The 14161-nt window shown below is 62.1% G+C and carries 16 protein-coding genes and 1 tRNA gene; 9 read left to right on the top strand and 8 right to left on the bottom strand.

From position 1 onward, the window contains the following. Positions 1 to 12: 12 nt before the first annotated feature. Positions 13 to 495 (bottom strand): 2-amino-4-hydroxy-6-hydroxymethyldihydropteridine diphosphokinase, encoded by a 483-nt coding sequence (gene folK / locus AC0GUR_RS06200; RefSeq protein ID WP_472876595.1) that lies wholly within the window; start codon positions 493 to 495, stop codon positions 13 to 15. Beyond that, a complete protein-coding gene (gene pcnB / locus AC0GUR_RS06205; RefSeq protein ID WP_472876596.1) occupies positions 492 to 1868 on the bottom strand; it encodes a polynucleotide adenylyltransferase PcnB in 1377 nt (458 codons plus the stop codon). The genes folK and pcnB overlap by 4 nt, the downstream gene beginning before the upstream one ends. 452 nt (positions 1869 to 2320) lie before the next feature. Here pcnB and AC0GUR_RS06210 point away from each other — a divergent pair. Beyond that, positions 2321 to 2396 (top strand) — tRNA-Glu (locus AC0GUR_RS06210). A 49-nt stretch (positions 2397 to 2445) separates the two neighbouring features. Next, positions 2446 to 2769, top strand: coding sequence for a ferredoxin FdxA (gene fdxA / locus AC0GUR_RS06215; protein ID WP_472876597.1), 324 nt, complete (start codon positions 2446 to 2448; stop codon positions 2767 to 2769). Between the two features lie 99 nt (positions 2770 to 2868). Here the strand turns inward: fdxA and AC0GUR_RS06220 are convergent, their stop codons facing one another. After that, the gene (locus AC0GUR_RS06220; protein ID WP_472876598.1) at positions 2869 to 3462 is read right to left on the bottom strand and encodes a hypothetical protein; all 594 of its coding nucleotides are present in this window, start codon (positions 3460 to 3462) and stop codon (positions 2869 to 2871) included. Positions 3463 to 3501: 39 nt separating this feature from the next. Beyond that, positions 3502 to 4395 carry a 4-hydroxy-tetrahydrodipicolinate synthase gene (gene dapA, locus AC0GUR_RS06225; RefSeq protein ID WP_472876599.1) on the bottom strand — a complete coding sequence of 298 codons (894 nt, stop codon included), beginning with the start codon at positions 4393 to 4395 and terminating at the stop codon, positions 3502 to 3504. A gap of 269 nt (positions 4396 to 4664) precedes the next feature. On the opposite strand from dapA, the gene AC0GUR_RS06230 reads away from it, so the two are divergent. From AC0GUR_RS06230 to AC0GUR_RS06260, 7 genes are all read left to right on the top strand, one after another. Then, a complete protein-coding gene (locus tag AC0GUR_RS06230) occupies positions 4665 to 5228 on the top strand; it encodes a glycine cleavage system transcriptional repressor (protein WP_472876868.1) in 564 nt (187 codons plus the stop codon). A gap of 282 nt (positions 5229 to 5510) precedes the next feature. Further along, complete coding sequence (locus AC0GUR_RS06235) at positions 5511 to 5972, top strand: peroxiredoxin (protein ID WP_472876600.1); 462 nt, start codon at positions 5511 to 5513, stop codon at positions 5970 to 5972. Positions 5973 to 6123: 151 nt separating this feature from the next. Beyond that, on the top strand, positions 6124 to 7503 hold the full coding sequence (locus AC0GUR_RS06240; RefSeq protein WP_472876601.1) for a PhoH family protein: 1380 nt from the start codon (positions 6124 to 6126) through the stop codon (positions 7501 to 7503). 9 nt (positions 7504 to 7512) lie between these two features. Then, the gene (gene thiD, locus AC0GUR_RS06245; RefSeq protein ID WP_472876602.1) at positions 7513 to 8298 is read left to right on the top strand and encodes a bifunctional hydroxymethylpyrimidine kinase/phosphomethylpyrimidine kinase; all 786 of its coding nucleotides are present in this window, start codon (positions 7513 to 7515) and stop codon (positions 8296 to 8298) included. A 94-nt stretch (positions 8299 to 8392) separates the two neighbouring features. Then, complete coding sequence (locus tag AC0GUR_RS06250) at positions 8393 to 9337, top strand: aspartyl/asparaginyl beta-hydroxylase domain-containing protein (RefSeq protein ID WP_472876603.1); 945 nt, start codon at positions 8393 to 8395, stop codon at positions 9335 to 9337. 58 nt (positions 9338 to 9395) lie between these two features. Next, complete coding sequence (gene sigJ, locus AC0GUR_RS06255) at positions 9396 to 10295, top strand: RNA polymerase sigma factor SigJ (protein ID WP_472876604.1); 900 nt, start codon at positions 9396 to 9398, stop codon at positions 10293 to 10295. Positions 10296 to 10330: 35 nt separating this feature from the next. Then, positions 10331 to 10798, top strand: a complete 468-nt coding sequence (locus AC0GUR_RS06260; RefSeq protein WP_472876605.1) for a carboxymuconolactone decarboxylase family protein — start codon at positions 10331 to 10333, stop codon at positions 10796 to 10798. A gap of 9 nt (positions 10799 to 10807) precedes the next feature. Here AC0GUR_RS06260 and AC0GUR_RS06265 read toward each other — a convergent pair whose 3' ends face one another. The 4 genes from AC0GUR_RS06265 to grxC all read right to left on the bottom strand — a co-directional run bounded on the left by AC0GUR_RS06265 (position 10808) and on the right by grxC (position 13954). Next, entirely contained in the window at positions 10808 to 11902 is a 1095-nt protein-coding gene (locus tag AC0GUR_RS06265; protein WP_472876606.1) for a sterol desaturase family protein, read from the bottom strand. Positions 11903 to 12067: 165 nt separating this feature from the next. After that, entirely contained in the window at positions 12068 to 13084 is a 1017-nt protein-coding gene (locus AC0GUR_RS06270; protein WP_472876607.1) for an isocitrate dehydrogenase, read from the bottom strand. Between the two features lie 199 nt (positions 13085 to 13283). Further along, positions 13284 to 13625: a carboxymuconolactone decarboxylase family protein gene (locus AC0GUR_RS06275; protein ID WP_472876869.1), complete on the bottom strand. Its 342-nt coding sequence runs from the start codon at positions 13623 to 13625 to the stop codon at positions 13284 to 13286. A 65-nt stretch (positions 13626 to 13690) separates the two neighbouring features. After that, positions 13691 to 13954: a glutaredoxin 3 gene (gene grxC / locus AC0GUR_RS06280; RefSeq protein ID WP_472876608.1), complete on the bottom strand. Its 264-nt coding sequence runs from the start codon at positions 13952 to 13954 to the stop codon at positions 13691 to 13693. Positions 13955 to 14161: the final 207 nt, after the last annotated feature.

Raw genomic sequence — 14161 nt, forward strand, 5'->3', positions numbered from 1 at the left:
AACGTGAAGGGCTCAAGGCAGGCGCGAAAGGCCAGTGATATCAAGCGACGCGAGCAGGTCACCCACCCGCCCCTGGCCTCGCAGGTGCAGATCCGGCGCCAGATCGTTCAGGGGCGCCAGCACAAAGGCTCGCTCACGAATGCGCGGATGCGGCAGATGCAATCGCTCGTCATCGACTGCCACGCCTTCGATATGCAGCACATCCAGATCCAGCGTGCGGGGCCCCCAGCGCTGCCCGTCACGCACGCGTCCGGCGGCACGCTCGATCGCCAGCAGGGCATCCAGCAGCTCATGCGGCGACAGCGCCGTTTCGAGTTGCGCCACGGCGTTGATGAAAGGGGGCTGGTCGATGACGCCCCACGGCGGCGTCAGATACAGCGGCGAACGCGCCACCAGGCGCGTGCCGGGCAAGTGCGCCAGCGCATCGAAAGCACCCAGCACCTGAGCTCGCGCATCACCCAGGTTGCTGCCTAACGCCACGAACGCTTGCTTCACGCCTGATCCGATTTGCTACCTGACTTGCCTGTCGGCTTGCGACGGCGACGTTTACGTACCCGGGGCACGGTGGCACTTTCGGTAGCACCACCGGCTGCCGCGCCACCAACCGACGGAGCGCTACCACCGAGCGCAGCCGCCAGCGTTTCGTGCGGCAATTGCTGGGCATGCGCCCACCACTCACCCAGTTCGCGAATGGCAGGCGATTCCGCGGCACGCAACAGCAGGAAATCGAAGGCGGCGCGGAAACGAGGGTGTGCCATCAGACGGAACACGCGCTTGCGCTGCACCTGTTCAAAACGCGGCTGCAATGCCCAGATCTCTTCCATCGTAAGCGTGAAGCGACGCGGAATAGCCACGCGCTGACACTGCTCGGCCATCACGTTCGTAGCGGCCCGCTCCCACGCCACGGGTGGCTCCTGGCCCTTGGTGATCAAGGTATGCGCCAGATCGCGCACCTCACCCCACAGCAGTACCGCGAACAGGAACGCCGGAGTGACCGATTTGCCTTCGGACACGCGCGCATCGGTATTCGCCAGGCCCTGCTCGACCAATGCGCGCAGCGCCTTGTCGCCGCGCTTGAGCGCGCGCGCGGTGGCCGGGAACATGAACTTGAGCAGGCCTGTCTGCTCCAGCATGTGGAAGCTCTTCAGGCCGTGGCCAGCCAGGAACAGCTTGAGCGATTCGTCGAACAGGCGCGCGGGCGCTGCGTCGGCAAGCAATGGTCCCAGCTCGGTGAAGGGCTCGGCAGCTGCAGTATCGATACGAAAGCCCAGCTTAGCGGCAAGCCGGACGGCGCGCAGCATGCGCACGGGATCCTCGCGATAGCGTGTTGCCGGATCACCAATGAGATGAAGCACGCGGTTCTCGACGTCTTGCACGCCGCCCACGTAATCGCGCACGGAGAAATCGCTGATGTCGTAGTACAGCGCGTTAACGCGGAAGTCGCGGCGGATCGCATCTTCCTCGATGGTGCCCCATACGTTGTCGCGAACGATGCGGCCGTCGACAATGTGGCGATCGCCCTCGCCCTCTTCTTCGCCGGTACCACGAAAGGTGGCTACTTCGATGATCTCCGGCCCGTACACCACGTGGGCCAGACGGAAGCGGCGCCCAATCAAGCGTGAGTTGCGGAACAGCTTCTTGACCTCGTCCGGCGTGGCATTGGTAGCCACGTCGAAATCCTTCGGGTGCCCACCAAGCAGCAGGTCGCGCACGGCGCCACCTACCAGATAAGCCTGGTAACCCGCCTCATTGAGACGATAAAGCACGCGCAAAGCGGCCTTGCTGATGTTCTTGCGCGAAATCACGTGCTGCTCGCGCGGAATGATGCGCAGTGCGGGCGTGGGAGTAGTCCTTGAATCGTGACTCAAGCGATTTGGATCCTTAAAGCTTGTCCAGTGTCTCTACGTAGTCCGCGCCGGGAGCTGTTTGCGCGCAGGCCAAGGAAGAGCGAAGGAGTGTACGTCCGTACACGACTGAGTGATGACGCCGGGATGCGTGCAAACAGACCCGGCCCGAAGGGTTATTCATCGAAAGCGCCCAGTGAGCGCCTAGCGGCTTGACCTGACCACCCGTCAGGCGCTGCGCCACGATCCGCTCACTGGGCGCTTTCGATGAATAACGCGGACTATGTAGAAACATTGGACAAGCTCTCGGCGCTACGCGCCATTCGAAGCGATCGGTTGCGCCCCCAGGGGGCGCGTCCACATTCGCCATGGCCTCAGTGGGTTGGCGGTACTGCTTAATACAGTAGGACAAAAAGCGTCCGAAGGCATTGCCGGGCGAAACAATTCCGCTATACTACCGCGCTCCGGTGCATTTCGCTCCCTTCGTCTAGTGGCCTAGGACACCGCCCTCTCAAGGCGGGAACACGAGTTCGAACCTCGTAGGGAGCGCCACTTCCGGCCTGGCACGGGTCGTGTCCATACAGCATAGGCGCGCGACAGCATGACTTTTGTCGTCACCGACAATTGCATCAAGTGCAAGTACACCGATTGCGTCGAGGTTTGTCCTGTCGACGCCTTCCACGAAGGTCCCAACTTCCTCGTGATCAATCCGGACGAGTGCATTGATTGCACCTTGTGCGAGCCGGAATGCCCGATCAATGCGATCTACCCCGAAGACGACGTGCCCGCCGGGCAGGAGTCCTACGTGGCGCTGAACGCAGAGCTGTCCAAGAGCTGGCCCGTGATCACCGAGCGCAAGGATGGCCTGGCCGATGCCAAGGAATGGGAAAACAAGCCCGACAAGCTCGGCCTGCTTGAGCGCTAAGTGCCCCCTCCCTATTTGGCGGCAGTGACTTTCACTCCGCACCACGCACAAAAAAACGCCGCCCTTGGGCGGCGTTTTTTGTGGACGGGCGATCGGCTATCAGCCGCCGCCGAGGCGACCCTTGAGCGTATCGATGACTTTGGCCACCGCGGCCGAGTCACCCTGGGCGCGCACTTCGCTGGCCGTCTGGCCGCTGGCGCTGACAGTCAGCTGCACCTGATGCGGCGCGGCGCCCGGTGCGTCAGCCGTCTGCTTGGACTTGCCATTGAACATGCTGCTGAAGAAGCCCTTCTTGGCGCTGGGCTCGTCCGTCGCTACCACGCTCAGCTGCAGCGTGCGCGCATCATCGTCGTGCGACAGCACCTGGCCGATATCGCCCTTTTCCAGCGCCTGGCTGATGCGGCGGTAGGTGTTGTCGACCGTATCGTTCAGCACAAACCCATCGGCAATAGTGGCGCTGCCCTGACTCACGTGGGCAGTGGCGCCGTTGGAGGTTGGGTTATTGGCACCTTGATCAGGAATGACCAGCGCGGCATTGGTGGATGGCTTATCCAGACCCGGAGGGATTTCCAGCGGCGTTTCCTGTTTGGCGGTTTCCCAGGCCTTCTGCGAACGGAACATGCCGCAGCCGGAGAGCAGCAAGGCGGACAGGGCCAGTACCGGCAGGGCCACGACAAGCGGGGATTTCTTCATGTAAGCAGATTCCGTAGAAGTATTCAGTTGCCCAAAACGTCAGGCCGCATTCGACAAGGATGCCAGACCTGCCAGCGCTTCGCGAAGCTGTGCGCGGGCGGGACCGTCTTCCAGCTCAACCAAAGGCAGGCGCGGCGCGGCCAGCCCAAGACCCAGCGATGGCAAACCCGCCTTCACCGCAATCGGGTTTGGCGCGCAGTTGAGCGCCTCCACCAGCGGTGCCAGCGCCGCGTCGCAACGTTGCGCTTCGAGCCGGTCACCTGCGGTGGCCGCTTCGCACAACATACGAAACGCACGAGGTACCAGATTGGCTACCACTGAAATGGTTCCGGCGGCCCCAGTCAGCATGGCTTTGCAGGCAGTGCCATCGTCGCCGGTCAGATAGACGAAATCCGGGCGCGCAAGTTCCGCCATGGCGCGAATGCGCTCATCGGTGCTCACCGCTTCCTTGATGCCGATAATGGCAGCGTGATCGCGCAGCGCCGCCACCGTTTCCGGCAGCAGGTCGCAAGCGGTACGGGTGGGCACGTTGTACAGCAGCACCGGCAAACCGCCCTGCTCGGCCACTTCCAGGAAATGACGACGCAGGCCCTCCTGGGTGGGGCGCACGTAATACGGGGCTACCACCAGCGCCGCGTCAGCGCCCAGCGCCTTGGCGCGACGAGTCAACGTCACTGTTTTGGCGGTGCCTGCCTCGCCCGTGCCGGCAATCACTGGAATGCGGCCAGCCACGCGTTCTACCGCGAAAGCCAGCAGGCGGTCGTATTCATCGTGTTCCAGCATGTGGGCTTCACCGGTGGAACCGGCAACGACCACCGCTTCCGTGCCGCCCTCGATCTGGTAATCAAGCAACTTCCCGAAGGACACCAGATCAAGTGCTCCGTCCGCCGTAAACGGCGTGACCAGCGCACAGATGCTTCCACGAATGTCCAAGACCCACTCCGGTCAAAAAAGCCAAGCCCTGCATGTTACTGGAAAACCCCGTTCAGCCAATACGGGGCCTTGGTTGCTCTGGCAACCCTCCCGCGGACCGTTGGTCCATTGGGGAAACAGCCGCCGATGAGACGCGCCGACAAACCACCCACGCCTGCCTTCATCGCAAGAAAACTCCTTCGGGGCCTTTACTTGCAGCGCCGCTGCGACGGCAAGTAAGCTCGAAAGAGCAGCCTTCACCCCGCATCCGCGGGGGCCGCCACAGGTGGATCTCATTGAATCGTTCTTCCGCGCGCACCAGCAGTGACAACCAGCTGCTGATCCAGACGCTGACCCCTTCCCCGCGCACGCCGCTGCTGACTCTGGCCAAGCGGATTGCCGAAGCGGGCTGCAACCTGGCCGATGCCCGCGTGGCGACCATGGGATCGGACACCTCGCTGACCTTGCTCGCGACCGGCACATGGGACGCCGTGGCCAAGCTGGAAACAGCACTAACCAAACTGGCACGCGACGAAGAGCTGCGACTGGTCCATTACCGCACTGGCCCACGCGAGCATCACTCGCACCTGCTGCCATACCTGATCGAAGTGATCTCGGCCGACCGGCCGGGCATTCTGGTCAAAATCATCGACTTCTTCGATCGCCGCGACATCGTGATCGAGCAGCTGAGCTCGCTACGCTACCAGGCCATGCAGACCGGTGCGGACATGTTCCAGGCGCAGATCACCGTCGGCATTCCCGCAGCGACCCACATTGCCGCGCTGCGCGATGATTTCCTCGAGTTCTGCGACGGCCTCAATCTAGACGCCATCATGGATCCGGTGAAGTTCTGAAGCTGCACGCTTCGATGCGGCAAAAAGCTGAATTTCCCGCCTGCCTGCCGGGCTTTTGAGCATGCTCTCAGCGGCGACCTCCCGCAAGGGCTGTCATTCGCCGCCGCAAGCGCTAGTCTCTATTCCCGTGGGCAGCACCGGAGAGGCATGCATGCAGCAGGCGGGTCGAATCGCACCGATCGCAGGGCGCACACCGACCGCCCTTACGCCCTCCTCCGCTGCCCTACTCCCCCAGATTCACGACATGCAGTCGAAGCCGGGAACGGCTTCGCAGGAGAACCCATGCCCGAAGTTGGCAAGAAAGTCCCCAAGCTCAAAGGCCTCACCGGCGATGGCAGTGAACTGAAGCTCGACAGCCTCAAGGGCCAGTGGGTAGTGGTGTACTTCTACCCGAAGGACAGCACGCCCGGCTGCACCAACGAGGCCAAGGATTTCCGCGATCTCCACGCAAAATTCCAGAAGCGCCACGCGGAAATCATCGGCGTCTCGCGCGACTCGGTGAAATCCCACGCCAATTTCGCCACCAAGCAGGAACTGGCGTTTCCGTTGGTATCGGACCCCGACGAAACCTGGTGCCAGGCCTTCGACGTGATCCACGAGAAGGTGCTGTATGGAAAACGTCACATGGGTGTCGTACGAAGTACCTTCCTGATCGATCCCGAAGGCAGGCTGGCCCAGGAATGGCGCAACGTAAAAGTGACCGGACACGCCCAGGCCGTGCTCGACGCCATCCCCGCCAAGTGAACCCTGACCGCCTACGCCGCCTTGTTGTCGCCCGCCCTTCGTGGCGGATGATGCCGACGGCGCACCGAAAACCGGCCGTGTTGGCCGGCTACCCGCGGCGTGCCGCACGCCGCGGATCTTCCACCTCGCACGCTCAAGAGGTCTCTTCCGTATGACCGGAAGCAAGCGCATCTACGCTCTCGACACCAATGTGCTGTTGCACGACCCGACGTCGCTGTTCCGCTTCGAAGAGCACGATGTCTTCATCCCCATGACGGTGCTGGAGGAGTTGGACGAAAAGAAGAAAGGTGCCTCGGAAGTTTCACGCAATGGTCGACAGGTCAGCCGCTTCCTCAACGAACTGATCGAACGCGGCAACGGCCACGGCATCAGTAACGGGCTGGAGCTGGCCAACCCTCAAGGCGTCAATCTCAAGCGCGGCGCCGGGGTGGGCCGGCTGTACTTCCAGCAGCGCACCACCAACGGCCACGGCAAGGCAGACAACCTGATTCTGTCGGCAGTGATCGAGTTGCGCGATCAGAACCCCGACCGTGCGGTGGTGTTGGTCAGCAAAGACATCAACCTGCGTATCAAGGCCAAGATCTACGGCATCCATGCGGAGGATTACGAGAACGACCGCGCGCTCGACGACTTCGCCCTGCTGTACACCGGCTCCACTGAACTGACGGAAGATTTCTGGGATCGCCACCCGGAAGTGCAGTCGTGGAACGAGCGTGGCCGCACCTTCTACAAACTCGATCGCCACAACGACGAGGACTGGTACCCCAACCAGTGCCTGTTCCTGCCCGGTGACAACAGCGTGGAGCTGCGCGTACTGCACGTGGACGACACCAAGGCCACGATGGTGCTGCTGGACGACCACAGCCACACCAACCACAGTGTCTGGGGTATCGCCGCGCGCAATCGCGAGCAGAACTTCGCGCTCAATGTGCTGATGGATCCCGACGTGGATTTCGTCACCCTGCTCGGCACCGCAGGCACTGGCAAAACGCTGTTGGCACTCGCGGCAGGCCTGGCACAAGTGATGGACCAGCAGCGTTACCGTGAAATCATCATGACCCGCGCCACCGTGTCGGTGGGCGAAGACATCGGCTTCCTGCCCGGCACCGAAGAGGAAAAGATGACGCCCTGGATGGGCGCACTCACCGACAACCTCGAAGTGCTCGCCAATCCCGAGGAAGGCGGCAGCTGGGGACGCCAGGCCACCAATGATCTGCTCGCGTCGCGCATCAAGATCCGCTCGCTCAACTTCATGCGCGGCCGCACATTCCTGTCACGCTACCTGATCATCGACGAGGCGCAGAACCTCACGCCAAAGCAGATGAAAACCCTGATCACCCGCGCCGGTCCAGGCACCAAGATCGTGTGCCTGGGCAACGTGGAACAGATCGACACACCCTACCTCACCGAAACCACCTCAGGTCTCACCTACGCGGTGGATCGCTTCAAACACTGGGACCACTCGGCGCACATCACCTTGCGTCGCGGTGAACGCTCACGCTTGGCGGACTTTGCGTCGGAGGCGCTGTAAGCTCCGCGCATGTCACTTATCGCACCACCCATCGCCCTCACCATCGCCGGCTCCGATTCCGGCGGTGGTGCGGGCATCCAGGCCGACCTGAAAACCTTCCATGCGCGCGGCGTGCACGGGCTATCCGTCATCGCAGCCATCACGTCGCAGAACACGCGAGGCGTCACGGCAGTACACACCGTTCCGCTCGCCCACATTCGCAGCCAGCTCGAGGCCGTCTTCGATGACTTCCCGATCGGTGCAGTGAAGACCGGCATGCTGGGCAGCGCAGCCGTCACGAAACTCGTGGCGAAAGAAATGCGCACGCGCAAACCCGCCTGGCTGGTAGTCGATCCGGTGATGATTTCCACCAGCGGCGCTCGCCTGCTGGACGAGGATGCCGTGCAAGCCATGGTGGAAGAACTGATTCCACTAGCCGACCTACTGACACCAAACCTGCCCGAAGCCGAGGCCCTGTTGGGCCGCAAACTGCGCAAGTCCAAGGATTTCGACAGCGCTGGCGCGGCGCTGCTTGACCTGGGCGCTCGCGCCGTGTTGCTCAAAGGCGGGCACTCCACCGAACGCGAAGTGGTCGATCGCTTTTATGACGAGCGCGGTGTCATGGAAGTACGCCATCGCCGTCTGCCCATTGAGGGGCATGGCACCGGCTGCACGCTAGCTTCGGCGATTGCGGCGGAGCTGGCCAAGGGACACGCACCCCGCTCGGCCGTGCGCCGCGCTGTGGCTTACGTTCAGCGTGCTTTGGACCGCAGCTACCGCCCCGGAGGCGGTGAGGTTCACGTCCTCGGCCATTGATGCGGCGATTCCGCACATTGCCTGAATCACCCGGATGGGCCGGAGCGGTCAGGGAGTAGAATGGTAGCTTCTGTCCATCGGCCGCGTTATCCCCATGATTCTTGCTCCGCGCCTCGTGTTGCTGATCGTGCTGTCGCTGTTCGTGCTGTGCGTGCTGCTGGTGCACCTGCGCGGGCGCACCAAGCTGCGCTTCGACCGCCAGCTGGTGGATCACTCGGCGGTGTTCGCACCCTACAACCTGCTGATGTACGCGTTTTCCGCCGTACCGGCCACGCCCATTCTCGATCGCCGTGGCTTTCCGCAGTTGGATCTGCTGCAGGCCAACTGGCAGGCCATTCGCGAAGAGGCATTGCACCTGTTCGACGAGGGTTATATCCGCGCAGCAGAAAAGAATAACGACGCCAGCTTCAACAGCTTCTTCAAGCAGGGCTGGAAACGCTTCTATCTGAAGTGGTACGGCGAACCGCTCGCCTCCGCCGAGGCGCTGTGCCCGAAGACCGTGCAGCTGCTCAACTCCATTCCGACTGTGAAGGCCGCGATGTTTGCCCTGCTGCCGCCAGGCAGCAAACTCAACCCGCATCGCGACCCCTTTGCCGGCTCGCTGCGCTATCACCTTGGCCTGATCACGCCCAACTCGGAAGACTGCCGCATCTTCGTTGATGGCGAGGTGCACAGCTGGGGTGATGGCAAGGACGTAGTGTTTGACGAGACTTACGTGCACTGGGCAGAAAACCGCACTGATCAGACCCGCGTGATTCTGTTTGCAGACGTGGAGCGCCCGCTTCGCACGCGTTTCATGAACGCGATCAACCATCGCGTCGGTGCCTTCATGGGCAAGATTACGGCATCGCCCAACACCGAATCGCCGGAAGAAAAGACCGGGTTCGTCAACCGCGTGTTTGCGCTCAACCAGCGTAGCCGCGAACGCAACCGGGCGTTCAAGAAGAAGCACCCCAAGCTGTTCCGCACAGTGAAATACCTGGGCATGCTGGTGCTCATCTGGATCATTTTCCTGGCACCCTGGCCGTTCTTCCGCTGAGCTGTCACGAAGAGAGACGTTCGCGCGTCCTTGAGGTATCGCCCCTCTGGAGATCGTCATGGACAGCGCCACCGCCACCTTCCAGCAACACCGTCCCCGCCTGCTCGGCCTGGCCTATCGCATGCTCGGCACCCAGGCGGATGCCGAGGATGTGTTGCACGACGCCTGGCTGCGCTGGCACCAGCAGGACGCCAGCACGCTGGACGATGCCGAAGCCTGGCTGGTCACCGTCACCACACGCCTGTCGCTCGACCGCCTGCGCCGCGCCAAGACGGAGCGCCAGCACTACACAGGCCCGTGGCTGCCCGAGCCACTGGTGGAGGAGACCGAGCAGCCCGAGGCCGAGCTGGAGCGCGTCGAAAGCCTCAGCCTTTCGTTTCTTGCGCTGCTTGAGCGCCTGAGCCCCGAAGAGCGCGCGGCGTTCCTGCTGGTCCAGGTGTTTGACTACAGCCACGCGGAAACCGCCGCCATGCTGCAGATTGCCGAGGATGCGTGTCGGCAACGCTTGCACCGGGCCAGGCAGCGCTTGCGCGAGGGACGCCCGCGCTTCACGCATTCACCAGACGCGCAGCGCCGATTGCTGGAGAAGTTCCGCGATGCACTGGAGAGCGCCAGCGTCGAATCGCTGCACGCGCTGTTTGCCGAGGACGCTGTCCATCTCGCCGACGGTGGGGGCAAGGTCACTGCCACATTGAGACCGCTGTACGGCAACGACCGTATCGTGCGCCTGTACGCCATCATCGCCCAACGGTATCGCCATCTGCCCATCGTGCACCGCCTGCAGTGGGTCAATGGCGCACCTGCGCTGCTTACCTGGGTGAATGCCAGGCTGGCGACGGTGGCATGGATCGAAACCGACGGCGAGCACATCACCAGCATCCATTCGCTGCGCAATCCGGAAAAACTGGCGCGGCTGGAAGCTGTCACGAATCCACAAGCCGGCACGTCCTTGTCTTGAACGGCCATAGTGGCCGCCTTACCAAGGAACCCGTCATGTCCAAGCGTCTCTCGATCATGAAGTACCCCCAGGCCCTCAAGCCGCTGCTCGACTTCGGCGTGGCCGTGCACCAGTCCGGATTGGAACGCCCGCTGGTCGAACTTGTGCTGATGCGCGTGTCGCAGATCAATGGCTGCGCCTTTTGTCTCGACATGCACAGCAAGGACGCGCGCGCTGCCGGTGAAACCGAACAGCGCTTGTATATGCTCCCCGGCTGGCGCGAGGCGTCCTCGATCTACAGCGAACGCGAGAGCGCGGCTTTCGCCTGGGCTGAAGCCATCACGCATCTCGGTGCCACCGGCGTGCCTGATGACGTTTATCAGCGCGCAATAGGCTCCTTCAGCGAGGAAGAGCTGCTGAATCTCACGATGGTTATTGGCCTTATCAACACCTGGAACCGCATCAATGCCGGATTCCATACGCCCGGGGGTAGCTACAAGCCGGCAGCGAAACAGACAGCCTGATTTCCAGCATCAGGTAGGAGCGGATACCGAACCCTGCTCGGTCCGGGCAGCCTTCAACGGCCGCCCGTGCTTTACGAACGCATGCAAATCGATGGACCGCGTCGACACCGGCCGATAACTCTCATCGAAAGCCACGTCACCGGATATCCAGCCAGCACGGCAGCGGATCGCACCCCACCAGCGACGCATCACCGTCAGCTGCTGATCCACGATGCCATAGCGATTGTCGGCATCCACCATCGGGTCACCAACGCCCGTGGGGCGAGCCGCCTCGCCGTAGAGCGCTGTGCCAAACAAGATGTCCCAGATGGGAAAGATAAAAGCGTAGTTGCAGTCGTGCAGCGTCGGACGATCCGGATCCACGCGCATGTGGTGCAACCGGTGGTAACCCGGCTCCACCAACACTTTGTTCAACACCGGCCCGAAGCGCATACGGATATTGGCATGCCCCAGGTTCTGCAGCAGCTCGCCAGACAGAATCAGCAGTGCGTATTCCGTCGGGGCCACGCCGATGACCACCCCAACGCCGGCCACGATCAACGCTTCCAGCATGTCGTCCAGGTAGTGATCTCGATCGTTCGACCAGCAATTCAGTTGTCGCTGGCTGTGATGCAGGCTGTGCAAAGCCCACCACCACGGAATGCGGTGCTGCAACCGATGCACCACGTAATAAACGAAGTCGTAGATGGCGTAATAAACCAGGAATGACACTACGGGGTGATGCGCCAGCCAGGGCACGCCTTGCTGGATCCTGACCAGGCCCGCTCCGTCACCGTTGCTGTCACCGCCCATCCATTGATTCAATGGAAAGAGCACCAGATAGGTGAATGCGGGTAGCACCAGAAACAACTTGATCAGCGTGTACCGGCAATCAATGGCTGTAGTGCGCCGCTGATCCCACCGTTCCACCGGCCATACGTTTTCCATGGGACGCAATACGAAAGCAATCACTGCCACCTGCACGGTCGTGAGTGCGAAATACTGGGCGATATCCGATGTTTGGCTGGCGAGCCAGGTGAGATGCAGAGTCAGCAAGGCGGGATGGATGAGATGCAAGGCCATCCAGTGCAACGCCAAGAGCCACAGAGCCGGCAAGCCAGACATGTCGCAACGAATCCACTGCCCGGGGCTCAATTTTACGGCGACACCGGCAGCACGATCTTGGCGAAAACAAACGCATAAATCTGCGCTTATTGGCCGTTAACGCGCGAAGAAAGGCGCAAAAAAAAGCCCCTCGCATGGAGGGGCTTTTTTCGGAAGCACAGAAGATCAGGCTGCGCGAACGCGCTTGACGATGGCGTCGCCAAAGGTCGAAGTGCTGCCCTTGCCGCCGATGTCCGGCGTAACGCTGTCGCGGTCGTTGGTCATCACGTCGCGGATGGCCTGACGCACCTTGTCGCCCTTCTCCACCATGCCGAGATGGTCGAGCATGTCGGCAGCGGCGAGCAGCAGCGCGCACGGGTTGGCGATGCCCTTGCCGGCGATATCCGGCGCGGAACCGTGTACGGCTTCGAAGATGGCTGCCTCGGTACCGATGTTGTCGCCCGGGGCCAGACCCAGACCGCCCACCAGGCCGGCGCACAGGTCGGACAGAATGTCGCCGAACAGGTTGGTGGTGACGATGACGTCGAACTGCTCCGGTTTCATCACCAGCTGCATGCAGGCGTTGTCAACGATCATCTCGTTGAACTCGATCTGCGGGTATTCCTTGGCGATTTCGCGCGCCACGTTGAGGAACAGGCCCGAAGCGGTCTTGATGATGTTGGCCTTGTGCACGGCCGTCACCTTCTTGCGGCCCTTTTTCACGGCCAGCTCGAAGGCGTAGCGCACGATGCGGCTGGAGCCCTTGCGGGTGTTGCGCACCATGGAGATGGCGGTTTCGCCGTCTTCCGAAATCGACTGACCTTCGGACAGGTACGCACCTTCGGTGTTTTCACGCACCGTGATGATGTCGATGTTCTCGAAGCGCGCCTTGGTGCCCGGGAAGCTGATGGCCGGACGCACGTTGGCGTACAGGTCAAAGTGACGACGCAGCGTGACGTTGATGGAGGTGAAGCCGCCGCCCACCGGGGTGGTCAGCGGGCCCTTCAGGGCCACCTTGTGCTTGGCGATGGCGTCGAGCGTCGGCTGCGGCAGCAGGTCGCCGCTCTTTTCCAGCGCAACCATGCCGGCATCGACGAACTCATAGGACAAACCGCAGTCCAGGGCGTCGAGCACGCGCAGCGTGGCGTTCATGATCTCGGGGCCGATACCGTCGCCCGGAATCACGGCAATGGTCTTGCTCATGGGGACACTCCTTGAGATAAGAATCGAGCAACCCTGTGGCGGGGGACGACAGGGTTATAAATCCCGTCAATTATCTCCGATGAGCCACCAAGCGGCCAGAGCGAATGGCCCTGCCGCAGTTGCAAATCCTCGCATGCAGCATTGAATAAACTCGCACGCGTCAAGGCGGCGCCAAGGAGTAGGCGCCGCCCGTCGGGGGTCAGCTGTGGCTGGCGCAGTCCTGGGCGGACTCGCCCGCCTCGCCGGATTCCAGCTGATCGAGGAAATCCACCGCCCGGCGCAGATGCGGAATCACGATGGAACCGCCCACCACCAGACCCACGCTGAAGGTTTCGAAAAATTCTTCGCGCGTGACGCCGGCTTCCTTGCACTGGGCCACGTGATAGCTGATGCAGTCATCGCAGCGCAGCACCATAGAGGCGACCAGGCCCAGCAGCTCCTTGGTCTTCACGTCCAGTGCGCCGGGCTTGTAGGTCTGGGTGTCCAGCGCAAAAAAGCGCCGAACCACCTGGTTGTCTTCGGCCAGGATGCGCTCGTTCATGCGCTGGCGGAATGCAGTGAACTCCGCCACGCGGTCCTTGCCCGGCTGATCGTCGATGGGCTTGCTCACGCGTTGGCCTCCAGCAGTTCTGCAAGCTTGCCGCTGCGGTCGGCAGCAACGAGGTCGTCGAAACCACCGACGTGATGGCCGTTGATAAAAATCTGCGGCACGGTGCGTCGTCCACCGCTGCGCGCCAGCATCGTTTCACGCTGGACAGGATCGGTATCGATGCGCACCTCACTCCACTCCAGCCCCTTGGACTTGAGCAGATTCTTGGCGGAAACGCAGTAAGGACACACTGCGGTGGAATAGACCTCGATCTTGGGCACAACACACTCCGGAACCGAAAAAAAGTACGGCGAGTCGCTAGTTTGGGGCGAGCCCATGGGAAACAAGCGGAGAACACTGAACTGACGCCATAAGTGGCGGTCACTAATGATATTGTCGCCGACATATGCGCATGGCACCACGCCCCATCTCCATGGCCTCAGGATCTCACCTCACCCCCTCGCCGGACCTTCGGCGAACGGGTAGTC

This window comes from Dyella sp. PARNA 12/25, assembly GCF_055702865.1.